General features: G+C 35.9%; 20 protein-coding genes. 14 read left to right on the plus strand and 6 right to left on the minus strand.

Annotated elements, in window-relative coordinates; all coding sequences use genetic code 11:
- Positions 1–123: 123 nt before the first annotated feature.
- Positions 124–2,628 (minus strand): ATP-binding protein, encoded by a 2,505-nt coding sequence (locus tag A3EM_RS0102735; RefSeq protein WP_020526631.1) that lies wholly within the window; start codon positions 2,626–2,628, stop codon positions 124–126.
- Positions 2,629–2,871: 243 nt separating this feature from the next.
- On the opposite strand from A3EM_RS0102735, the gene A3EM_RS0102740 reads away from it, so the two are divergent.
- The 5 genes from A3EM_RS0102740 (at position 2,872) to A3EM_RS41335 (ending at position 6,018) form a co-directional block, all read left to right on the plus strand.
- Positions 2,872–3,381, plus strand: coding sequence for an RNA polymerase sigma factor (locus tag A3EM_RS0102740; protein ID WP_020526632.1), 510 nt, complete (start codon positions 2,872–2,874; stop codon positions 3,379–3,381).
- Positions 3,371–3,892 carry a hypothetical protein gene (locus A3EM_RS45455; protein ID WP_020526633.1) on the plus strand — a complete coding sequence of 174 codons (522 nt, stop codon included), beginning with the start codon at positions 3,371–3,373 and terminating at the stop codon, positions 3,890–3,892. The genes A3EM_RS0102740 and A3EM_RS45455 overlap by 11 nt, the downstream gene beginning before the upstream one ends.
- A complete protein-coding gene (locus A3EM_RS0102750) occupies positions 3,889–4,401 on the plus strand; it encodes a DUF4252 domain-containing protein (protein WP_020526634.1) in 513 nt (170 codons plus the stop codon). Before A3EM_RS45455 ends, A3EM_RS0102750 begins: the two co-directional genes overlap by 4 nt.
- Before the next feature lie 57 nt (positions 4,402–4,458).
- Positions 4,459–4,974: a DUF4252 domain-containing protein gene (locus A3EM_RS0102755; RefSeq protein WP_020526635.1), complete on the plus strand. Its 516-nt coding sequence runs from the start codon at positions 4,459–4,461 to the stop codon at positions 4,972–4,974.
- A gap of 96 nt (positions 4,975–5,070) precedes the next feature.
- Positions 5,071–6,018: a diacylglycerol/lipid kinase family protein gene (locus A3EM_RS41335; RefSeq protein WP_020526636.1), complete on the plus strand. Its 948-nt coding sequence runs from the start codon at positions 5,071–5,073 to the stop codon at positions 6,016–6,018.
- 6 nt (positions 6,019–6,024) lie between these two features.
- On the opposite strand, the gene A3EM_RS0102765 is transcribed toward A3EM_RS41335, so the two are convergent.
- A complete protein-coding gene (locus tag A3EM_RS0102765; protein WP_020526637.1) occupies positions 6,025–6,609 on the minus strand; it encodes a hypothetical protein in 585 nt (194 codons plus the stop codon).
- 193 nt (positions 6,610–6,802) lie between these two features.
- Between A3EM_RS0102765 and smc the strand changes: the two genes are divergently transcribed.
- The 4 genes from smc (at position 6,803) to A3EM_RS0102790 (ending at position 12,851) form a co-directional block, all read left to right on the plus strand.
- Positions 6,803–10,339 (plus strand): chromosome segregation protein SMC, encoded by a 3,537-nt coding sequence (gene smc, locus A3EM_RS0102770; RefSeq protein ID WP_020526638.1) that lies wholly within the window; start codon positions 6,803–6,805, stop codon positions 10,337–10,339.
- A gap of 120 nt (positions 10,340–10,459) precedes the next feature.
- Positions 10,460–11,191 (plus strand): polyprenol monophosphomannose synthase, encoded by a 732-nt coding sequence (locus A3EM_RS0102780; RefSeq protein WP_020526640.1) that lies wholly within the window; start codon positions 10,460–10,462, stop codon positions 11,189–11,191.
- Complete coding sequence (locus A3EM_RS45460) at positions 11,188–12,117, plus strand: CPBP family glutamic-type intramembrane protease (protein ID WP_020526641.1); 930 nt, start codon at positions 11,188–11,190, stop codon at positions 12,115–12,117. The genes A3EM_RS0102780 and A3EM_RS45460 overlap by 4 nt, the downstream gene beginning before the upstream one ends.
- A gap of 80 nt (positions 12,118–12,197) precedes the next feature.
- Positions 12,198–12,851, plus strand: a complete 654-nt coding sequence (locus tag A3EM_RS0102790) for a GIY-YIG nuclease family protein (RefSeq protein ID WP_020526642.1) — start codon at positions 12,198–12,200, stop codon at positions 12,849–12,851.
- Between the two features lie 6 nt (positions 12,852–12,857).
- Here A3EM_RS0102790 and A3EM_RS0102795 read toward each other — a convergent pair whose 3' ends face one another.
- Together A3EM_RS0102795 and A3EM_RS0102800 are read right to left on the minus strand one after the other, a co-directional pair.
- On the minus strand, positions 12,858–14,000 hold the full coding sequence (locus A3EM_RS0102795) for a glycosyltransferase family 4 protein (protein WP_020526643.1): 1,143 nt from the start codon (positions 13,998–14,000) through the stop codon (positions 12,858–12,860).
- 47 nt (positions 14,001–14,047) lie between these two features.
- Positions 14,048–15,070, minus strand: coding sequence for a radical SAM/SPASM domain-containing protein (locus tag A3EM_RS0102800; RefSeq protein ID WP_020526644.1), 1,023 nt, complete (start codon positions 15,068–15,070; stop codon positions 14,048–14,050).
- A gap of 449 nt (positions 15,071–15,519) precedes the next feature.
- On the opposite strand from A3EM_RS0102800, the gene A3EM_RS0102805 reads away from it, so the two are divergent.
- Positions 15,520–16,038 carry a DinB family protein gene (locus A3EM_RS0102805; RefSeq protein WP_020526645.1) on the plus strand — a complete coding sequence of 173 codons (519 nt, stop codon included), beginning with the start codon at positions 15,520–15,522 and terminating at the stop codon, positions 16,036–16,038.
- 1 nt (position 16,039) lies between these two features.
- Here the strand turns inward: A3EM_RS0102805 and A3EM_RS0102810 are convergent, their stop codons facing one another.
- Complete coding sequence (locus A3EM_RS0102810) at positions 16,040–16,636, minus strand: TetR/AcrR family transcriptional regulator (RefSeq protein ID WP_020526646.1); 597 nt, start codon at positions 16,634–16,636, stop codon at positions 16,040–16,042.
- Between the two features lie 152 nt (positions 16,637–16,788).
- On the opposite strand from A3EM_RS0102810, the gene A3EM_RS0102820 reads away from it, so the two are divergent.
- Positions 16,789–17,838 (plus strand): alkane 1-monooxygenase, encoded by a 1,050-nt coding sequence (locus tag A3EM_RS0102820; protein WP_020526648.1) that lies wholly within the window; start codon positions 16,789–16,791, stop codon positions 17,836–17,838.
- Positions 17,839–18,049: 211 nt separating this feature from the next.
- Complete coding sequence (locus A3EM_RS0102825; RefSeq protein ID WP_020526649.1) at positions 18,050–19,996, plus strand: CBS domain-containing protein; 1,947 nt, start codon at positions 18,050–18,052, stop codon at positions 19,994–19,996.
- A 17-nt stretch (positions 19,997–20,013) separates the two neighbouring features.
- Here the strand turns inward: A3EM_RS0102825 and A3EM_RS0102830 are convergent, their stop codons facing one another.
- Positions 20,014–20,535, minus strand: coding sequence for a glutathione peroxidase (locus tag A3EM_RS0102830; protein ID WP_020526650.1), 522 nt, complete (start codon positions 20,533–20,535; stop codon positions 20,014–20,016).
- Between the two features lie 134 nt (positions 20,536–20,669).
- Here A3EM_RS0102830 and A3EM_RS41345 point away from each other — a divergent pair, with 134 nt between their 5' ends.
- Together A3EM_RS41345 and A3EM_RS0102840 are read left to right on the plus strand one after the other, a co-directional pair.
- The gene (locus A3EM_RS41345; protein ID WP_020526651.1) at positions 20,670–20,915 is read left to right on the plus strand and encodes a DUF4266 domain-containing protein; all 246 of its coding nucleotides are present in this window, start codon (positions 20,670–20,672) and stop codon (positions 20,913–20,915) included.
- A 221-nt stretch (positions 20,916–21,136) separates the two neighbouring features.
- Positions 21,137–23,032, plus strand: a complete 1,896-nt coding sequence (locus A3EM_RS0102840; RefSeq protein WP_020526652.1) for a polysaccharide biosynthesis protein — start codon at positions 21,137–21,139, stop codon at positions 23,030–23,032.
- Positions 23,033–23,037 lie beyond the last annotated feature (5 nt).

Genomic DNA, 23,037 nt, shown 5'->3' on the forward strand with positions numbered 1-23,037 from the left:
TAAATTATAGATTCTACCTGTCCTGGTTATAAATAGTGTGAACATTATCAGCGGCAAAACTGATGGTTTAAGTTTGTTATTAGCAGTTTTTGGATAGCAGTAGAACATAAGAGAAAGGAGTTTTTAAACTGTTTTTATCCCCTTTAGTTCGTTAATCTTGGCTAACAACAAAGGTATAAAAATTTTTGACTCTACCATTAGTTTATCAAAAAGCCTTTCTAACTCCTGACTCGATTCAGTATTTTTTACTTGTTCCAGTTTTCTCAATACCTCACTACTCTCTTTGATTTCCAGGCTCATGTAAGCATTGAGCATTTTATGGGCAATAGCCGAAACCTCTTCAGTATCTTTTGCTTTTATAGCCTTTTCAAGTGTTTCCAGGTTTAATTGTGTATTCTGGATAAATGAAGAAAGGATTTCAATAAGTGCCTCGGGATCGTTCTGGGTAAATCCTAAAAAGTTATGAAGGGAGAAAACAGGGGCTTCCTCCTTAGGCTTCACCTCCAATTCAGGAGTTTTATTTGCGGCATCTATCCCCAAAATCTGGATAAACTTATTAAACATTTCCTGCTCTTTTATAGGCTTCAGCAGATAATCCGTCACTCCTGCCATTTTGTATTGATCCAAATCATCTTTCATAACGTTTGCTGTAAACGCAATTACCGGAGTATTGGCTTTGTTAGTATCCGTTTGTTCCCTTAAAAATTTGGTGATTTCCAATCCACTAATTTCGGGCATTTGAATATCGGTGAGTATTAAATCAAATTCATTTTCCCGGATTACATCAAGGGCAGTTGAGCTTCCCAATAAAAAAGTCGCATCCATCTCCCATTTATTGAGCAGGGTTTTGGAAAGCATGATATTGAAATTGTCATCATCAATCACCAAAATTTTCGTCCCTTTCAATAGTCCGGAATCTGCTTCTACCTGTCCTTCGTTCGGTTGAAAAATAGGTTTATTGGAAATTTGATAAGGAATCTCAACTATAAACGAAGTTCCTTTATTCAATTCGCTTTCCACGGAAATTTTTCCTTTTTGCAATGAAACCAGTTTCTGGCAAATGGAAAGCCCCAGACCTGTACCACCATATTTTCTGGTGGTACTGGTATCTGCCTGATTAAATTTATCGAAAATAGTGTTCAATTTTTCTTTCGAAATTCCAATTCCGGTATCATTTACCCTCAACACCACCCTGATTTTTGAGTTATGAATAGGAATAGCCTCTCCTTCTATTTCCACAAAACCCTCAGAAGTAAATTTCAGGGCATTATTCACCAGGTTAATCAGGATTTGTTTAAGTCGGAATGGGTCACCCTTCAGGGGCTGTTTTAAGGATTCATCCAGGGAAACATCCAGTTGTATTCCTTTTTGGCCAGCCTTAATTTTTAAAGTATGGCGCACCTCTTCCACTACATCATACACACTGAATGGAATTTTTTCGATATTCAGTTTACCCGCCTCAATTTTAGAAAAATCAAGAATATCATTTACAGTGTGTAGCAGGTGATCTGATGAGGCACTCACCGCTTTCAGGTATTCTCTTTGCTCATCCTGTAACGATGTTTGTTTTAACTGTTCGGAAAATCCAATAATAGAATTGAGCGGTGTCCTGATTTCATGGCTCATATTTGCCAGAAACTCTTCTTTGGCCTGAGATAACTTTTCGGCTCTTTGTTTTTCAGCCAATAATTGCGACCGGTAAAATGCGCTTTTTGAGATATCACTTATCACAAGTAAGATGAAAATAATACTAATAAGCAAAGCGACAAAAGCCACCATAGCCAGTTTAAAATAAGATTCCTCAACCACATTTTTTGCTTCTTCTTTTTCATCTTCCGCAAGCTGAATTTCCTCTTCTTCCAGCTCTCCCAAAATTCCCCTGATCTGTTCGGTAATTTCAGAATTTTGCCTTAACAAATCCAACTCTTTAGTGGTGAGATCAGCTATATCCCTGCTTTCTTTTACCCGTACATTTTCCAGAATGGTTTTGAGGTTATCCATTTCCAAAACCTCCTGTGGTGAGACCTTTAGCCGCATGTATTCCTTGTAATAAGACAGCATCTGTCCTTTATATTTTCTATAAATTTTGGGTACAGAAATACTTCCCTCACCACGCGCACTTTCTGCACTATCAATTTTTACTCTTTTTATCGGCTGGATTCCCTTATCCTGGATGGCTTCATCCATTACTTCTTCCAGCGCATCGTATTTTTCTACTTTTTTCCGGATGGCAATAAAAGCTTTAAATGCTTTTTCCTTATCCCGAAGGAGGGTTTTCATTTTCCCAATTCTCTCCAGTTGCTTTGGATTATCCGTTGAAAAACCTTTAAGAGAATCCAGTTTATAGTCAATTTCTTCTACTATTTCCTGAAAAGCGGGAAGTGGGTTATTATTTTTAGACAAGGCAAGTCGCCTGATCTTATTCTCCGACTCATGAATTTCTACAATAATTCTGCTCAGCAGACGCACCTTATTTTTCGGTTTGGTTAAATCTTCTACTGAACCTCTCAAAGTATTGAAACTCTGGAAGGTTAAGAACACGCCAAGCCCAAAAACAATAATGACAAGGGCAAACCCAAAAAAAACTTTTTTCTTGGCTAAAGAAACATTTGGTGCTGGTTGCGCCATCCTTTTAAAAATTGAGAAATACGCTAAAAAATTCCAAAAATAAAGATACGTAAATTTTTTTTATGAATATTTACTGAGCACAACCAGGGTGAAAATAGAAAGAAAATCCTTCAGCCATTTATCAGGATAATTCCCCCTTTATATCTTTAATTCCATCCATAGCTCCAAAATCCCGTTAATTTTCATTTTCAGCTGTAACAACCTGAGAGGTTAGTCGTCTTGCCTGTGAAAATGACTTAGAAAATGTTCTTAGAGGATTTTAAAAATAGAGTACTTCCTACCAAAAACAAACTTTACCGGTTTGCCTTCCGCATTGTGGGCGACACCGATGAAGCTGAGGATATTGTGCAGGAAGTCTTCTTGAAAGTGTGGAATAATCGAAGTGAAATGCATCTGTATAGAAATATGGAAGCCTGGTGTATGCGATTAACCAAAAATTTATCCCTGGATAAAGTAAAATCGAAATCCTTTAAAACAAGCAGGGAAAAACAGGAAGTAGATCTTCCGCTGAACGGCTATTCTCCCCATCAGCAAACAGAATGGAATGATGTGTTACAAAAAATTGATGTTTTCATCAATGAATTGCCTGAAAAACAAAAACACATTATTCAACTGAGAGATGTGGAAGGCTACTCCTACAAAGAAATTGCTGATATTTTGGAGTTGGACCTCAATCAAATAAAAGTCAATTTATTCAGAGCAAGGAAAACAATTAAAGATAAACTACAAAAAACAGAATCTTATGGACTTTAAAAGGATAAGATATTTGCTTGAAAAATTTTGGGAAGGAGAAACTTCTCTTGCTGAAGAGAAAGAGCTCAAGCGTTTTTTCAACAGGAAATATGTACCGGAGGAATTCCGGGAATACCAAGCCTATTTCATTTTTCTGAACGAAAGTAAAAAAATCACGCTAAGTAATGAAGAAAAACTAGAAACGAAAATTGAAGGAATTACGGATGTATCGAAAAAGCTGAAGGTTTACAGGAGAAAACGAACCATCTTCAATTACACAAAAGTAGCAGCCACCTTCTTAATCCTGCTGGTAGCTACAATAATCTATCAGACTGAAATAAAAGTAAAAAAAACTCCTCAGGTTGTCAGGGAAGACACTTATAAGGATCCGGAAGTCGCCCTGGCGGAGGCAAAAAAAGCCTTATTACTGGTTTCTGCTCAACTGAATTCAGGTTCGAAATATGTGGTGGAAATATCTCATCTCAGTGCAGCAGACAAATATTTCAAAAACACTAAACAAGAGAAAAAATGAAAAAGATAATCATGGGAATTATACTTTCCCTTATGACAAATCTGGCCATGGCCCAGGATGATGCCATCAGTAGGTTTTTCGAAAAATACACTGAAAATGAAGAATTCACACAAGTGTACATCACCAAAAAAATGTTCTCCCTTATTGCTGGGCTTACCGATAGCGAAGAAGACAAAGAGCTAAAAGATGCCCTGAATAAACTGGAAGGAATCAGCATACTGGCCTCTGACTCTACCGATGGGATAAAACTTTATCAGGAGGCAATTGCCACTATTCCTATCAAAGAATATGAAGAACTGATGATTGTGAAGAAGGGAAAAGGGGGGGTAAAGTTTCTGATTAAAGAGGAGGGAAAAACCATAAAAGAATTACTCATGCTGGTGGGTGGAGATGATGAATTTGTGATCATGAGTTTTGTGGGTGAAATAGACCTGAACCAGATTGCCAAAATTTCCAAGAAAATGGATGTAGATGGTATGCAGCACCTGGAAAACCTGGATAAGGAGTAATCAATAAAAGATCAATCATTTTAATAAAACAACACCACTTTAAATCAATATATAATTATGAAAAAGTCATTTTTAATCGCCATTTTTTTCATTTTTTCAGGATTTTTTTGTTTTGGACAAAGTAAAAGCATTAGTCAATTTTTCGATAACCATCAGGGAGATGACAACCTTTTCACCATGAGTTTCAGTGGCAACTTTCTTCAGTCCATGTTTGAAAATGAGAGCGGTGAAGATGAGGTAGAACAGGCGATTAAGGGAATTACCGATTTCAGGATTATTTCCGCTAAAAAAGAACTTAATAGCATTTCCAGCCTGGAAAAGGACAATTTGAGAAAGGGCCTGCAAAAAGAAAGGTTTGAAGAACTGATTAAAATAAGAAATGGAAAATCCAGAATTGATTTTATGATTTTGGAAAAAAATGGCATAGTCACCGATTTTATGATGCTGGTGGATGATGATGACGAATTTGTAGTACTTTCATTTCAGGGAGAAATAGATTTGGACCATTTGGGCGAAATTACCAAAAATATGGAAATTGATGGAATGGAGCATTTGCAAGAATTGAAGAAATAAAAACAAATTCCAATTAATTAATTTTCAATTACATACCCAAAAATTTGGAAAGGTTAATTAAATTCATCCTTAGGACCTATTACCAATAAACTAAGGATGAAAACCTTTCAAAAATTACTTTTTATTATCAATCCCATTTCAGGAGGCTGGTCAAAAACAGCCTTTATTGATTCCCTTGAAGCCTACTCCAAAAAGTACAATTTCCTTTATGAGATTTACCTTACCACAGGGAATAAAGACAAGCAAACCCTTCAGCAAATCATTTCTTTAAATCCCCCGGAAATTCTGGTTGCCGTAGGAGGAGATGGGACCTTAATCCTTGCGGCTGGTTTGATCCTACACACGAATATAAAATTGGGTATTATTCCATTTGGGTCGGCAAATGGAATGGCTGCAGAGCTCAATATCCCTACCAACAAGGAGGAAGCCTTCAGGGTATTATTTCATGGAAAAAACATCAAGATTGATGTCATCAAAATTGATAACAAATACAATTGTGTGCATATAGGAGATATCGGATTCAATGCCAAAATGGTCAAGGCTTTTGAAAAGGAAAAGAAAAGAGGAAGATTGAGCTATGCCCGGCAATTTTTAAGGGAATTTAAATTTTCCCAAACGGTAAAATTTAAAATTGTTTCTGAAAATGGCTCCTATGAATCTTCAGCGCATATGATTGCTTTTGCAAATGCCAGAAAATATGGAACGAAAGCCGTAATTAACCCAATTGGCAAATTAGATGATGGCTATTTCGAGCTATGCATCATCAAGAGAATTTCCTTTAAAGTTTTTCTACTTATTTTACTGGCCACAATCACAGGTTCGCTTTATAAATCCAAATTTGTGAAAATTATAAGATGTAAAAAAGCGAAAATAGTCCTGAAGAAATCCAAAAAAATGACGCTCCAGGCAGATGGGGAAATTTTAGGAGAAAGAAATAAAATTCAACTGGAACTAAAACCAGTTTGCTTAAATATCATGGTTCCTGAAAGGGGAGAAAGGTCCAGTTTGAGTACTCTGGTTTCCAATGTCACCACAAAGCTCTAATATCAATTAATAATCAAAATATTTTCTGTCAAACACTTCTTTGGCAATAAAAGCATTTCTTATTCCCTCAGGATCTTGCAGCATTTCCACAATCTTGGCTCTTTTCCTTTTTCTTATTTTAAACTTATCGAACCTGTGCTTGGGTGGGGAAGTTAAAATATTGGTATGTTCATCATCATCTTCGAGCCGGAATCCCTGTCCGTATTTTTTTATACTTTGCCTTGCCAGTTCTTCTTTTTCCTTAAACTCCCTTTGTTTCCTTTTAATTTCTTCCATCTCATTCCTGAAATCTTTAGGTTCCTCTACGGGTTCAGGAGTGGGGATTCTTTTTCTTCTGGGCTGGGTAAACTCTTGAAGAATTTCTTCAAAACTGGAATATGGTTCGGGTTCTGGTTCTCTTTGTTCCTCTTCATAATCAATTTCGGGAAATTCTTCCTCCATGGGTTCAAATTCTCTTTCCCTCCTCCTTTCCGGAGCATTTACCTCTTCTGGTTTTCTTTTTACCTTTTTCTGTTTGTTTTTTCTGGTGGTAAGCAGCCAGTAGATAATGAGGCCTGCCATAGAGGCTAAAATCTCAAAAATTTGTTCCATAGAATCAGAATTAAAAAATCAGTAAACAAATCTAATAAATAATTTTATTTTTGCGGGTCTGTCCTTAGTGCTTGTTTATATTTTAGCCATGAAATACTCTTCTGGCTTAAGTTCCAAACTTAAACTAGTGGAGTGGATAAGTTTAAGGGTCACGAGGGTTTCAACCACTCTTTAAAAAAGTATCATTTTCAACATGTTACTACAGAAATTAGAAATAAAAGGATTTAAAAGTTTTGGCGATAAAGTTGTTTTCAACTTCGATGAGGGAATTACAGCAGTAGTTGGCCCCAACGGAAGTGGTAAATCCAATGTAGTGGACGCAATCCGATGGGTATTGGGCGAGCAAAGTACCAAAGCACTAAGATCGGAGAAGATGGAAAATGTGATTTTTAATGGTACCAAAAATCGCAGGGCCCAACAGATGGCTGAAGTGACACTCACTTTTAAAAATACTAAAAACCTGCTTCCTACCGAATATTCGGAAGTTATGATTTCCCGGAGGTATTACCGATCGGGCGATAGCGAATATTTGCTGAATGGTGTAGTCTGCAGGCTTAAAGATATACAAACACTTTTCTTGGACACTGGAATTGGGTCCGACAGCTATGCCATTATTGAGTTGAAAATGGTGGATGAAATTCTGAATGACACGAACCAGTCGAGGAGAAATTTGTTTGAAGAAGCTGCCGGGATTTCCAAATTCAAAAAAAGGAAAAAGGAAACTTTTAAAAAACTGGAAGAGACTTCAGCCGATTTAGAGCGGGTGGAAGACCTGCTTTTTGAGATTGAAAAAAATATGAGAAGTCTGGAACGACAAGCCAGGCAAGCCACTCAGTATCTCAAAATCAAAGAAGAGTATCGCAGATTAAGTATAGAACTCGCCCGAAAATCGGTAAGTACCCAGGTAACGGATTTAAAAAATCTTGAAAAAAGGATAGAGGCAGAAAACGATAAAAAAATATCGCTTCAGAAACAGGTGGCTGAATTCGATGCCAAACTTGAAAAGGAAAAAGCTGATCTGGTAAAAAAGGAACAATTATTAACTACCAGGCAAAAAACTTTGAATACTCATGTGCATGGTATCCGGCAATTTGAAAGCGATAAAAAAATAAAAAATGAACGGCTGAAATTCCTGAGTCAGCGGGCTACTACTTTGCAAGAGCAACTTACAGAAGATACCAAAAGTAGCGAAAGGGCAAAATTCAGTCTGGAAAGCCTGGAAAAAGAGCAACAGCAACTGGATAAAATGCTGCGGGAAACCGAATTTGTGCTGGAGAATCTGAAAAAGGAATATGAAACACAAAAAGTAAGTACGGAAGGATTAAAGCAGGAATCTCAGGAAATTAATATCCAAATTAAAGCCCGTCAAAATACGCTTTATCAACTTAAAAAAACTTTGGAAATCAGCCTGGTACAACAGGCTACGCTAAGGCAGGAACTGGAACGAGAAAGTTATGATTCTTCGGAGAAAACAGCCAACCTGGAAGAGTTTGATAAAAAGATCGTTGAACTCGAATCCGAACTCAAGGAAAAGACAGAAAAACTTTCTGCCATGAAAGCCAAGCAGGAAGAATTGGAAAGGAAAATAAAATCCTCCGAAGCTTCTCTGCAGTCCCTGAAAGAGGAATTTGCCAAGTCTTCCCGTCAACTGGATGCCCGGCAAAATGAGTTCAACCTTACCAAATCCATGGTGGACAACCTGGAGGGTTATCCTCAGGCCATTAAGTTTTTGAAAAAAGGCACTTCCTGGGGAAAAGATGCACCACTTCTTTCCGATATTATTACCTGTGATGAAAAATACAGGGTTTCTGTGGAAAATTACCTGGAGCCTTACCTCAATTATTATATTCTGGATAATGAAGGTCATGCCATGGAGGCCGTCAATCTTTTGAGTGATTCTGCAAAGGGGAAGGGGAATTTCCTGCTTTTGGATAAATTCAAAGATTACCACACCAAACCACAAAAGCAATTTGAGGATGCGATTCCAGCCATTGAAATTGTGGAATATGACGAGAAATACCGCTCCCTGGTCAATTATATTCTGGAAAATGTATATATCGTCACTAAAAATCAGGACGATCCACCAAAAGATGACGAGCTGATTTTCATTACGCAGAATGGGAAAACCATCAAAAGAAAGTATAGTATTTCCGGTGGGTCAGTAGGACTATTTGAAGGGAAGAAAATTGGTAGGGCTAAAAACCTGGATAAACTTGCTGTGGAAATCAAACAGCTTCAGGTTAAAAATAAGGAACTGGAAAAGGTAATTGAGCAACACCAGGAAGATATTGCCAGCCTGAAGGAAGAATTGGCTGGTGAGGAAATTCAGGACTTACAAAAAGAAATCAACCTGATTAACCAGGAGTATGTAACCATAAAAACCAAAAAGGAACAATTTGTTGACCTGCTCCAGGACAAGGAAAATAAAAAAGAAACTATCCTGGAAAAAATCGCCCAGCTTTCTGAAACCATTGAAGAAAATACACCTAAAGTAGCGGAGGAAGAAGAGGTTTTAAAAACAATAGAGGAAAGGCAGGAAATCATTAATGAAGATTTAGAAGAGCAAAATGAATTGCTGGCCAATAAATCGGCTGCTTTTAATCAACAAAACATTCTTTTCCACCAGCAATCCAATAAACTGGATAGCATAGAAAAGGAAATTGGCTATAAGCAAACTTCTTTTGAAAGAGGAAAAGCCAGGATTGAAAATAATCAGGAAGAACTCAAGCATACCGAAAAGGAAATTTTACAGGTGCAGGAATCCTCCGGGCAGCATGAGCAACAGCTTATTGAGCTTTACGAAGAAAAGGAAAGTATAGAAGCAGGTGTAAATGAAGCAGAAAAAGATTATTACAATGCCAGAGGAATTATTTCCGAAGTAGAAAAAGAAATAAGGGAGGTGCAACGGAGCCGGGAAACCTCCGATACACTGCTGATGGAAATGAAAGAAAAAGTCAATAACATCAGAATGGGTATTTCTTCAGTAAAGGAGAGGATGTCTATTGAGTTTGAGGTAGACATTGAACAATTGCTTCGGGAAAGTAATGATGTGATCGAACTTTCGGAAGAACATTTAAGACAGGAGGTTGAGCGCATTAAAACCAAAATGGAAAAAATGGGTGCGATCAACCATATGGCGATTGATGCATTCAATGAAATAAAAGAAAGGCATGTTTTCATAGTAGAACAAAAAAAGGATTTGCTGGAAGCCATTGAATCTCTGAAAACAACTATTGAAGAGATTGATACAGTCGCTAAAGAAAACTTTATGAATGCCTTTACCCAAATCAGGGAGAATTTCATTGAGGTATTCCGGTCTTTATTCACGGCTGAAGACAATTGTGATCTAATTCTTGTGGATCAGGATGATCCTTTAAATTCCAAAATAGAGATAATCGCAAGGCCGAAGGGGAAAAAACCTTTAACAATCAACCAGCTTTCTGGTGGGGAAAAAACACTTACGGCAACGGCATTGCTTTTTTCCATTTACCTGTTGAAACCAGCTCCTTTTTGTATTTTCGATGAAGTAGATGCACCACTTGATGATGCCAATATTGACAAGTTCAATAATATCATTAAGAAATTCTCAACGAATTCACAGTTCATTGTAGTTACGCATAATAAGCGAACTATGGCCAGTACTGACGTAATTTACGGGGTAACAATGGTGGAACAGGGAGTTTCTACAGTAGTTCCTGTGGATTTAAGAACAATTGAAGAAGAAAATTAATATTTTTAAAGCCAAAAGGCTTTTTTATAAAGAAATCAATTTTACCAGCAGGAGATTGAAATCCTTTTCTGGTAGAAATTTACCTAAAGCAATTATACTATTTACTTATACTGATTAACTTTGAGCAACCAGGTCGTAATTATCCCTACTTACAATGAAATTGAGAATATAGAAGCCATTATCCTCAGGATTCTGGATCTTTCTATCCATCCCCATATTCTTATTGTTGATGATGGTTCGCCTGATGGCACCGCAGATAAGGTAAAGGAATTGCAAAACAAACACACAGGTAAAATTCACCTAATTGAAAGAAAGGGAAAACTTGGTCTGGGCACGGCCTATATCCGTGGCTTTAAATACGCGTTGGAGTTGGGTTATAATTACATCTTTGAGATGGATGCCGATTTTTCCCACAATCCAAATGACCTCATACCATTGTTTGAAGCTTGTTCAAAAGAAGGTTATGATCTTGCCATAGGCTCCAGATATGTTACCGGGGTAAATGTAGTGAACTGGCCAATGGGCAGGGTAATTATGTCTTATTTTGCCAGTAAGTACGTGAAATTCATCACCGGAATGCCGATTTCCGATGCTACCGCGGGTTTTAAATGCTATAAAAAAGAAGTGCTCCAAACCATTGATCTGGATAAAATCAGGTTTGTAGGCTATGCCTTCCAGATTGAAATGAAATTTAAAATCTGGAAATATAAGTTCAAAATAAAGGAGGTGCCTATCATCTTTACTGATAGAACCAAGGGACAGTCGAAAATGTCGAATAAAATTTTTACGGAAGCCTTTTTTGGTGTAATTCATCTGAAAATCAACAGCCTTTTCAGAACTTTTCAGCGATGATCACCATTTTTGATTACCTTAAAAAACATATACAGGCATCTTTCAATTGGAAGTTTTTTTCCATCTGGGCCATTTTTATGGCGACCCTTATTTTTATTAAATATTGCTATGGTATAAAAATCACTTTTCCCGGGGAAAACTTCCGGCTGCTTTGGGGAATGCTGTTTTATTCTATCCCTTTTATTTTCACTATTTTTCTGGTAAAGCAGTTTTTCAAACCCCATTTTTCCTGGAAATCCCCTGGTTTTTATATACTCTCTTTCCTGATTATTCTTGGACTTTTTTTCAATCAATATACTTTTTTTTATAAAGAATTCCTTTTGCTTTTACCCACAGAAATTCATCATTTCTTCAATAGAATAGGCTACAATTTGCATGTATCATTTTTTTATTTGGCCATTCCTGCTTTGTATTGGTTTATTAGGGGAAAGTCAGAAAATACCAGTTTTTATGGCTTAACATTTAAAGGGTTTAAAGCTCGTCCATATTTGATAATGCTGTTAATTATGGTTCCTATTTTATTTTGGGCATCATTTCAGCCCGCATTCATCAAAACTTACCCACTTTATAAAATGGGTATGGCTGAAGCCTATTTAAACATTTCCCCTATCCTTACAGTCGGAGTTTTCGAATTCACCTACATTTTGCAATTCATCGCATTGGAAATTTTTTACAGAGGATTTATTATCTACAGCCTTTCTCCTTACTTAAAGGAAAATTCGGTTTGGGTAATGGTAACCGTTTACGGCCTTTTACATTTTACCAAACCCCTACCCGAGTGTATTGGTTCTATGTTTGGCGGCTATGTATTAGGCGTTATTTCCTACTATTCCCGGAGTGTTTTTGGAGGAATAATAGTCCATGTAGGTTTGGCATTGATGATGGATTTATTGGCTTTCTGGCAGCTTTTTTCTTTAAATTTGTAATTCTGTAATGAAGTTTGTTTATTCCAGATTCATCAAAAACTAAATAATCGACAACCCTACTAAAAAAGGCAATTATTGCAATGGACCAAATCCGAATTGGAAAATGCGTTTATATCCTTAAAACTACCAAGAAACTATACAAAATTGGGAAGACTAAAAACCTTATTGAAAGAATTGCCGCCTACAAAACCCATATGCCTTCCGATTTTAAGGTTATTCGTCAGTATCATGCTGAAAACATGGATGAATTGGAACAAAACCTCCATGTGGTTTTTCAGCACAAAAGAATAAAAGGAGAATGGTTTCAACTCACCAAAGATGATCTTGAAATTTGCGATAATATTTTCCGGAATTTTGCACTGGAAAAAACCAGGAAAGGAAAGCCTTACCCACAAATCAGGTTTATTAATAATCCACAATTACAGGTAATGGAAGCCAATGAAAAATACCTGAGGGATTATTCCAGAATTGTGGAAGAAATAAAACTGGGTCTTAGTACCAATGAAATTTTTGAATCCATGAATGGGGAAATCAGCAAAACCACTATTCAGACCGTTCGGAAAATTTTGCAATACAAAACTCCTAATTCAGACTTTCTAATCAAGTGGGCATTTGTGGTAGAAGACCTGGAAGCCGGGCTAACCATTGACCAGGTGAGGAAAAAGTATAATGGAAAAATTACTAAAGCTACCATTCAGACCATCAGAAGGATTTTGAGAAATCAGCTCTATTAGAAGCGATCAGGAAGTTTTTGCTGCAATTACAGACAAATAATACTCATAAACTTGTTTGCTGTAATCTTCTATGGTAAACCTGGACAATGCAGATTTCTGACCATTTTCGCCCATTGAAGTAATCAGACCAGGATTGTTCATAAACTTTTTCATCATGGCATAAAGTTCTGTTTCAGATTCAAATAAAAAGCCATTGATCCCATCTTCAATTAACTCCGGAGTGGCCCCTCCCCTAAATCCAATCACCGGCTTGCCATAACTCATGGCTTCTACCGTCACCCTGCCCATGCCTTCATTTTTTGAGCACATCAACACTATATCTACTTCATCATAAATCGCACTTGGTTTAGGTACATACCCTTTAAATTCCACGCTATTTTCAATATGGAGTTCTTCTACCAAATCTTTTAAATAAACATCATAACCAACGGCACTATCCCCAAAAATTTTCAATTTGGAAAATGGAAATTCTTTCTGAATTTTCTGAAAAGCAAGAATGGCTGTTTCCTGCCCTTTTTCTGGTTGTAGGGAACCAATTATTCCAAAATTGGTACCGTCTCTTTCTGTTTTATTATCCCTCTTAATTGGAGGAATTTTCGATTTAAATACCGTTCCATTATAAATTACTTCAACCCTATGATTTACATCGGCAAGTGCTACATTTTTAATGGCTTCCGAAATGGCAATAATGCCATCAGACCGGTTTATCCATTTCAAATAATTTTTTCTTCCCAGATTAAATTTTTGCCTGTAATCCAACTCCCCAAATTCCCGAATATGCCAGATATGAGGAATACTTAATTCATAGGCAATATGACAACCTATATGCAGCCCGGAAGTATTGGTATGTATAATATTGGGATTTATTTCCTTAATAATCTGCTTAATTTTCGGATATGCCAGTTTATTTAGAATGTGCCTTTGAAATCCCTTGAGCCGGGAAAATCCACGCATATAATACAATTCTGTATGAAATGAGGCTATTTTAAATGGAATCTGCTTTTCCTTTAATTCTTCAGTTAAATCGCCTTTTCCGGGGCTTAGAACTATCCCTTCTACATCAAATGCTCTCAGTCCTTCAATCAGATTGATTAAAGAGCGGTTTGCTCCATATAGTTTTGTATAATGGGTAAGAAATAAGACTTTCATTGCTGTTGATAATATTGGTTTAATTAAAGTTGAAAAAGACCCTTTAATTATGCCCAGACTTTAGTGCCTTCTGAGCAATTTTTACACATTTCGATTTCTTTTCGGGACTTTAACAAGGTACTGCGAAATTGGTTATATTTTTTACTTCGCCAAAGCTGGTGGAAAGAACTTTTTTGCATATCTCCTAATTTAAACTCGGCATCCTTGTCAAAACAACACGGCACTACTTTCCCATCCCAGGTAATCACACAAGAATGCCACATTTTCCAGCATCCTGAGATGAGTTTATTTTTTATTTTAAAAGTTCCATCTTTCAGCTTTTTATAGCGGGAGTATTTTTCGATTGAAGGAATAAGAGGAGAACCATTTTCATAATCGTAGATTTGAGCAGTTTTCAATCCTACTTCATCTACTTCAAGCTCTTTGGCTAATTTATAAACCTCATCAATTTGGTGTTCATTAGGTTTTACCACCAAAAACTGGAAAACCACATGGGGAGTCCTGGACTTTAACTTTTTCTTCCATTTTACAATGTTTTTTGTTCCTTCAATTACCTTTTCCAAATTCCCCCCAACTCTATAGGATTCATAGGTTTCCTGAGTTGTCCCATCAATGGAAATGATTAATCTGTCCAGACCTGATTCCACTGTTTTTCTGGCCATTTCATCTCTTAGATAATGTGCATTGGTAGAGGTAGCAGTATAGATTTTACGTTTCGCAGCATATTTTACCAAATCCAAAAACTTTGGATGCAAATATGGTTCTCCCTGAAAATAAAAAATGAGGTACAGCAAAGAGGAAGATAATTCATCAATTGTTTTTTTGAATAACTCATCCTGAAGCATGCCTGTTGGTCGGGTAAATGCCCGCAAACCACTGGGACACTCAGGACATCTCAGATTACAGGAGGTAGTTGGTTCAAAGGAAATACTCATGGGATTACCCCTATGCAAGTTTTTTCCAGTCCACTGAGATAAGTAAAAACTGGAAAGAATTTTAAAGGCATTGATACTTCTTTTAAAAGTGATTTTAGATAAAAAATTCAGGCCATCAGCCAGGTTTTGGTTCATAATTGAAATTAAATAATTTCTTATTCACCAAAGTAAACCAATCCTGGTATTTAAATGCAAGGATTGATACAATTGTTTTAAATTGGCAGGTAGTTAAATAAACCTCAGCCTTGGTAAATTCAACTAAAATATTTTAGACTCTAGCATTATTAATTTTCTTACCTGGCGAATAACACATGAAGATCAGATTTGGAAGGTTCTTTTCAGAAATTAATGACTCAAATCCAGCTTAACCTTTTCTGGAAATTGAAATAAAACAGCAAACGGTTTAAGCATTTCGCCCTTTTTCCGGTTTGAATTAGGGAAGCAAACAACCTGTATAATTCCATTTCATTTTCTCCTGCCTTCTTGCTCTTCCAATAAATCTTTCCTTATATTTAAAGATCAATTTCCCTAAAAAAATAGTTAAGCCTTTTTGCTTGGAAACTTAGGGCAAAAAATACTTTTACATGCGTCTCTTTCTGATATTTATATTTTTTATAGCTTCCCAATTAGCTTATGGCCAGCGAGATGATTATTTCTCCAGGCAGTATGTACCTATGTGGCAAAGGGCTATGGAATACACACTGGAAGTGGCAGAAGCTATGCCTGAAGAATATTACAATTATCGACCAAAACCAGAAATGCTCTCATTTAGCCAGCAAATGACTCATTTGGTAAAAAATCTTTACTGGTTAAATTCCACCTATGTAAAAGGAGAGGTAAACCCCTTGAAGGACGATGATTTGGAGGGGAAAACAAAAGAGGAAATTGAAAAACTACTGGAGGATGCCTTCGATTATGTGCTGCAAACAGCCATGGCAATACAGGATAAAGAATCGAGGGCTCCAGTAAAATTTGCCGGGGAAATTATGAATAAAGAAAGGATATTTTACCTTATGCGGGACCATATGAGCCATCACAGGGGACAATGTATTATTTATTTAAGGATGAATAATATCCGCCCCCCGCTATATCGGGGCTGGTAATCTATTTTACCAAACCAAAAAACTTCAATTGCAGATATTGCTCGAAGGCTTCCTGAAGGGAAAGACCTGAAGTTTCCAAAAACGCTGGATCGGTTAGTGTTCTAAAAAACATTTTATCACTCATTACCAAAATGTAGGGATTGATATTTTTAAATTCCCCCTCCTGAATTCCCTCTTTATAAAACCTTTCTAAAATTAAAGTTGATTCATCTAAAAAATCTTCCACATTTTGCCATAAGGTGGGATGTAATTCTTTTAGCTCAGATAAAAATAAATTGCTAATTCCTGAAATACTTTTGGCGAGATGTTCCAAACAAAGATGATAGCGCTCGAGGAAGGAGAATTGGCGGTTTTCCAAAATTCCTTCAAACTTTCTGATCTCTGTTAAACGTTCAGAAATGATAAAATCCAATAATTCTTCTTTGGTTTTGAAATAAGCATAAACGGTAGCTTTGCTTTTGTTGAGCACTTCTGCCAGTTTATCCATGGTTATCCCTTTCAGGCCATGCTCCTGGAAATAGGGAAAAAGTATTTCCCTCCAATCCTGAATTTTCTCTCTGTTTTTTTTCCTTTTTCTATCAATTGCTTTTCTTCCCATAAAACTAAACTATTACAAATAAAATAGTTTGATTTTAACAAACACATTTTTTAAATTGTACTGTTATCGGCTTACAAGCCGCAAATATAAAGAAGAAAAATTAGCTGCCTTAAAAGCTAATTTTTATCCATTTTTATTAAATATGAAAATTAATGAAATCCAAAATTAGTGCGTTAAAATACCTGTCCATTCTCACTGTTCCCTTAACGGTTTTTATCTCTTTCACTTCCCGTGGATGGCTTACATTTATTCCATTCCTTTATATTTTCGCCTTAATTCCATTAATAGAATTATTATTCAAACCAGTTGCAAAAAACCTAGAAAAGGCGGAAGAAGCAATTTTAAAAGAAGATCCGGTTTATGACTGGATGCTATACATCATAGTTCCGATTCAATACCTGTTTTTAATATTTTTTCTTTTCCAAATAAGTGAACCAGGATTGAAACGGTGGGAAATGGTTGGGAGAATTACTGCAATGGGATTCCTATGTGGGAATTTTGGAATAAATGTAGCCCATGAACTTGGACACAGGAAATCAAAATTTGAACAATTTTTGGCAAAAGCGTTATTGTTAACGTCTCTTTATATGCAGTTTTTTATTGAACACAACCGGGGGCATCATAAAAAAGTATCTACACCCGAAGACCCTGCCTCTGCACAATACGGACAGACCCTTTACCAATTTTGGTTTTCTTCAGCCATATTCGGTTATCTTTCTGCCTGGAAACTGGAAAATGAACGATTAACAAGAAAAGGATTAAAAGCATATAGTCTGGGTAATGAAATGTTGCAATATCACCTTATTAAAATAACTTTTCTGGTAATTATTTATTTGATTTTTGGGCTTACTCCCCTACTGGCGTTCGTTGGAGCTGCGTTTATGGGAGGTTTTTTACTGGAAACAATTAATTATATTGAACATTACGGACTTACCAGAAATAAGATAAATGAGGACCATTATGAACGGGTTTTGCCAATTCATTCCTGGAATTCCAATCATATTATTGGAAGGTTACTGTTATTCGAATTATCCAGACATTCTGATCATCATTTTAACGCCAGTAGAAAATATCAGATTTTGAGACATCATGTAAAAAGCCCACAGATGCCTACGGGTTATCCGGGCATGATGCTGCTTTCCACCATTCCCCCTATTTGGTTTTTTGTGATGCACAAAAAGCTAAAGCAATTAAAAGCCTAATTTTGTTAAACTTGAATTGAAAAAGCTATCTGTTAATTGGATTTATCAATCGCCCAATTATCCCAACAACTCTATTTCAAATAACTATTAACCAAATTTTTCTTTAAAAAAAGGATAATTTAATGTATCATTAAAGACCGTTTAAATTTATGCTGATGTTGAAGAAAAATATTGCGCACTACCAACTACCATCACCAAAACCAATAAAACTATGGGTAGCAAAGGGGTTAGAATTGCCAAAACTCAGGAAGAGTTAAACTCTTTTACCAAAAATCTTTTGTCGGATGTAAAAGCATTGGAACAAATGCTGGAGGAGGATTGGTTTGAAGTGGACGAAATGAAAATTGGTGCAGAACAGGAAATTTGCCTGGTAGATGATAATTTCAAGCCAGCTCCCATGGCAATGGAAATTCTCAAAAAGCTTAATCATAAAAACTTTACAACTGAACTTGCCAGATTTAATATTGAAGCTAACCTAAGTCCAGTTCCTTTAAAAGGATCCTGTTTTTCCGCTCTCCATGCCGAAACCCAGTTATTGATTGATCTCCTTGCCAAGACTACCCAGGAATTTGACATCACACCGGTATTAACCGGCATTTTACCCACCATCAGAAAGTTTGATTTAGAAATTGAAAACCTTACTCCTATTGATCGGTATTATGCATTAATAGAGGCTATCGAATCTCTTCGGGGAATATACGAATTGAAAATTGAGGGAATCGATGAATTAAATATCAAGCATAAATCAGCACTTTTAGAAGCTTGCAATACCAGCTTTCAGGTACACCTTCAGGTAAGGCCTGATGAATTTGTAAACAAATATAACATAGCACAGGTAATTGCTGCACCTGTACTCGCCATTAGTTCAAATTCACCTATTTTATTTGGAAAAAGACTATGGAACGAAACAAGAATTGCGCTTTTCCAGCAATCAGTGGATACAAGAGTAACCGGAGAACATTTAAGGTACACAAGCCCCAGGGTGACTTTTGGAAATTCCTGGCTTAAGAACTCCATCCTGGATCTGTACAAGGAAGATATTGTAAGATTTAAAATTCTCCTGATGACAGATGTAAATGAAGATGTATTTGAATGTCTTGCACAGAAAAAAACGCCTAAATTAACCGCTCTGAATATACATAATTCAACTGTATACAGATGGAACAGGCCCTGTTATGGGATTAGTGCGAATGGGAAACCACACTTGAGAATAGAAAACCGAATACTTCCTGCAGGACCTTCAGTAGTAGATGAAATAGCAAATTCTGCCTTCTGGATTGGCCTGATGACAGGATTTGAAGACATCTACAAAAATATTACCCAAAGGATGGATTTTGATGAAGCCAAATCCAATTTCCTAAAGGCTGCCAGATCCGGGCTTGGTTCTAAGTTTTATTGGGTTGATCAAAAAATCATTACAGACACTGAATTAATTGAAAAAGAGCTACTTCCAATTGCAAGAGAAGGTTTAAAGAAAAATAATGTAGACAAAACCGACATAGATAAATACCTGGATATTATTCAGGAAAGGAATGAAAAAAGCAGGACTGGAGCCAGATGGACTTTAGAATCTTACGCCAAACTGATTAAAACCAATTCTCGTGAGGAGGTCACTACAGCACTTGTGGCAGCAATGGTTAAAAATCAAAAAAAAACCAATCCAATTCATGAATTAGGGCTAGCTAATATCGAAGACATTATAGAATGGGCTCCAAGTCATTTTTTGGTAGAAGAGTTTATGACTACAGACCTTTTTACTGTGAATAAAGATGACATTCCGGAACTTAGTGCCGATATGATGGACTGGCAACAATTGAGGTATCTGCCCATAGAAAATGACAAGGGTGAATTAATTGGTCTGGTGACCCATAGAGAGTTATTGCGATATTTCTCTAATAACAATCAAAGTAAAACAAATAAAACTGTAAAAAGACTAGGGGAAATAATGCTAAAAAACCCCATCACAATCCGGCCAGAGCAAACAATTGTTGAAGCCATGGACATTATGATGGAGCATAAAATAGGTTGCTTACCTGTGATTAATAATGGGAAACTGGTAGGCTTAATCACAGAAACTAATTTTTTAAATATTACAGCAAGTCTTCTGAAAAGATTCAGGAAAGGGAAACTGCATAAAATGGATAGCAGTAACCCATAACAACCATCCTTTTGATTTTATTGAATTAAAGCAGTAAGCTCCGGATCATCAGGTTTGGTTTTACTTCTAAAACGAGCAACTAACTTTCCTTCATCATCAAAAAGGAATTTTTCAAAGTTCCAGTTAATATCTCCGGTAAAGCTGGGATTTTCCTGTGCAATCAGCCACTCAAACAGCGGCTCAATATCATCCCCTTTGACAGAAACTTTTTCAGACATTAAAAAAGAAACTCCATAATTTTTCTTACAAAAAGATTTAATTTCTGAATTACTCCCTGGTTCCTGCCCCCCAAAATTATTCGCGGGAAAGCCAATAATTACTAATTTAGAATTATAGGTCTTATACAGATTTTGGAGGTTTTCATATTGTTTTGTATAGCCACATTTGCTTGCCGTATTCACAATCAAAATGTGTTTGCCTTTAAATTCTGCAAAAGATTTTTTTTCACCATCTATTGTGGTGAACTCAAAGTCATAAATAGATTTGTCCATGGAAGTTATGAATGGGAAAATAAGAAAGAAAAAAATGGCTGTTTTCATAAGATTATATAGTCTATCAGGTTAATTTAAAAAGCGAAACAGAAAAATTAATAAAATGTTTATGACCCTAATATTCATTTTTTTTGAATTTACCAAAATAATCCTACATTGCACCAAAAATTACAAACCGATTCATGGATAAATCCTTTTTCATCTTCCAAAAATCATTTTTTTTAAATATTTTAATATTTATTTTTTTTATTTCCTGGAATTTTAGTTGCGTTTCTGTGGCATCCTACCAAAAAATGTATTTGAATGACGAGGATATGGAACTAAAAACTAGAGGGGTTGAAAATTACGAATTAAGCTTTGAGAGCTACAGAGAAGGGGCTTCAGGAGCAAATGGAGGTAAATCAGGTGGGGGTTGTGGTTGTAACTAAACCAAAAATGATGAAAAATCACTTTTAAATTACATTATAACAAGTTCACCTAGGATATTGTATTATTTTTATATTACTTTGCGAATATTAATTCTATTCGCTATAATTAAGGTATTAAACGACTAACTAACATTTTTTCGATCAAACTCAAAATTTTTTTTGGAATTACTTGCCTAATTGTTTCTGATTCAGCGTTTAAGTCGTCTTTGAATTTTACCTAAATGAACCTTAACAGATATTTTTCCTCTGCCTACACAACAAGGATTTTAATTTTAACTTTTGATGTATTATTTGCCTGCTTTTCCTATGCATTGGCTATTTCATTAAGAATTAATTTTAAATTTGAAATGGTGGAAACCTCCTTACTTCCCCAAACTTTAATGGTAATCGCAATTACCCGATTGATATCCTTCAAGGTTTTCAAAACTTATTCCGGTATCATCCGGTTTACTGGGGAGCAGGATGCTATGCGCGTTTTTATGGCTGTTTCTGCTAGTTCTGCTTTTCTCTTTATCCTAACTTTTGACTTTGAAACATTTGGGAATTATTTCTTTTTCCGAAAATCAATTCTAGTCATTGATTATCTCCTTTGCCTTTTTATTTTAATTTCCTATCGATTTTTCATGCGCATTGTTTACAGGCATATCAGGAAAGAAAGAGATGTGAAATTAACTGAAAATATTGTGATCATTGGCGCAGGGCAAGGCGGTCATCTTACTAAAAGAGCTCTCGATTCAGATTCAAATACAAAAATGAACGTAGTAGCTTTTTTTGACGATAATCCAGGTTTGGAAAGGCAATTACTAGAAGGTATTCCAATATTTAATATTGAAAATAGTTTCAAAGATGTTGTTCAAAAGCGGAAAATTAGCAAGGCAATTATCGCTATTCAGAAAATTTCCCAACTTAGGAAGCAGGAAATCGTGGATTTATGTCTAAGCTTAGATATTATGCCAATGATCGTCCCTCCTGTTGAAAAATGGCTACATAATAACCTGAACACAAATGCAATCCGAAAAATTAATATTGAAGATTTATTACATAGAGATCCCATTAAACTCGACTTTTCTAAAATCTCCTCCGAATTAAATAATAAAGTCGTTTTAATTACAGGTGCTGCCGGATCTATAGGTAGTGAAATAGTGAGGCAGGTCCTTCAATTTCATCCCCAAAAACTATTAATGCTTGATCAGGCTGAATCTCCTCTTGTGGATTTACATTTGGAAATTCAGGAATTAGAAACATCTGAAACAAGTATTCCTCTTATATCAGATGTGAGGGATTTAAAGAAACTTACTCATATATTCGAGCTGTATAAACCCGATTATGTTTTCCATGCAGCCGCTTATAAGCATGTTCCAATGATGGAATATCATCCACAGGAGGCCATTAAAACTAATGTAGTCGGTGTAAAAAATATGGCTAATCTTGCGGTAAAATATGGGGTAAAGAAGTTTGTGATGATTTCAACTGATAAGGCTGTGAACCCGACTAATGTGATGGGTGCCAGTAAGAGAATAGCAGAACTTTACTGTCAATCATTAAATTTCTTTGAAAAAAATCCTCAAACCAAATTTATTACAACAAGATTTGGGAACGTGTTGGGATCAAATGGATCTGTTGTACCAAGATTTAAAAAACAAATTGAAGCGGGAGGTCCTATCACTATTACTCATCCAGATATTACCCGATATTTCATGACAATTCCAGAGGCATGCCAACTAGTTCTAGAAGCTGGAGCAATGGGATCTGGAGGAGAAATTTATCTTTTTGATATGGGTCAGCCAATTAAAATAGTTGACCTTGCCAAAAAGATGGTGAAACTCTATGGTTTAGAAGTTGGAAAAAATATTCATATTAGTTTTACCGGCCTAAGAGCAGGGGAAAAACTTTATGAGGAATTGTTGAATAATTCGGAAAATACTATTAAAACCAATAATCCTAAAATTATGGTTGGGGTAGTTCAGGAAACTGTTTTTGAAAAAGTTTATGAAGAAATTAATCTTTTAATAAAATCTTTGGAGTCAGGTAATGATTTAAAAATAGTTGAAAATATGAAGATGATGGTTCCTGAATACATTAGCAATGCTTCAAAATACGAAGTTTTAGATAAATGATATAA

Source organism: Flexithrix dorotheae DSM 6795 (assembly GCF_000379765.1).
Taxonomy (GTDB): domain Bacteria; phylum Bacteroidota; class Bacteroidia; order Cytophagales; family Flammeovirgaceae; genus Flexithrix; species Flexithrix dorotheae.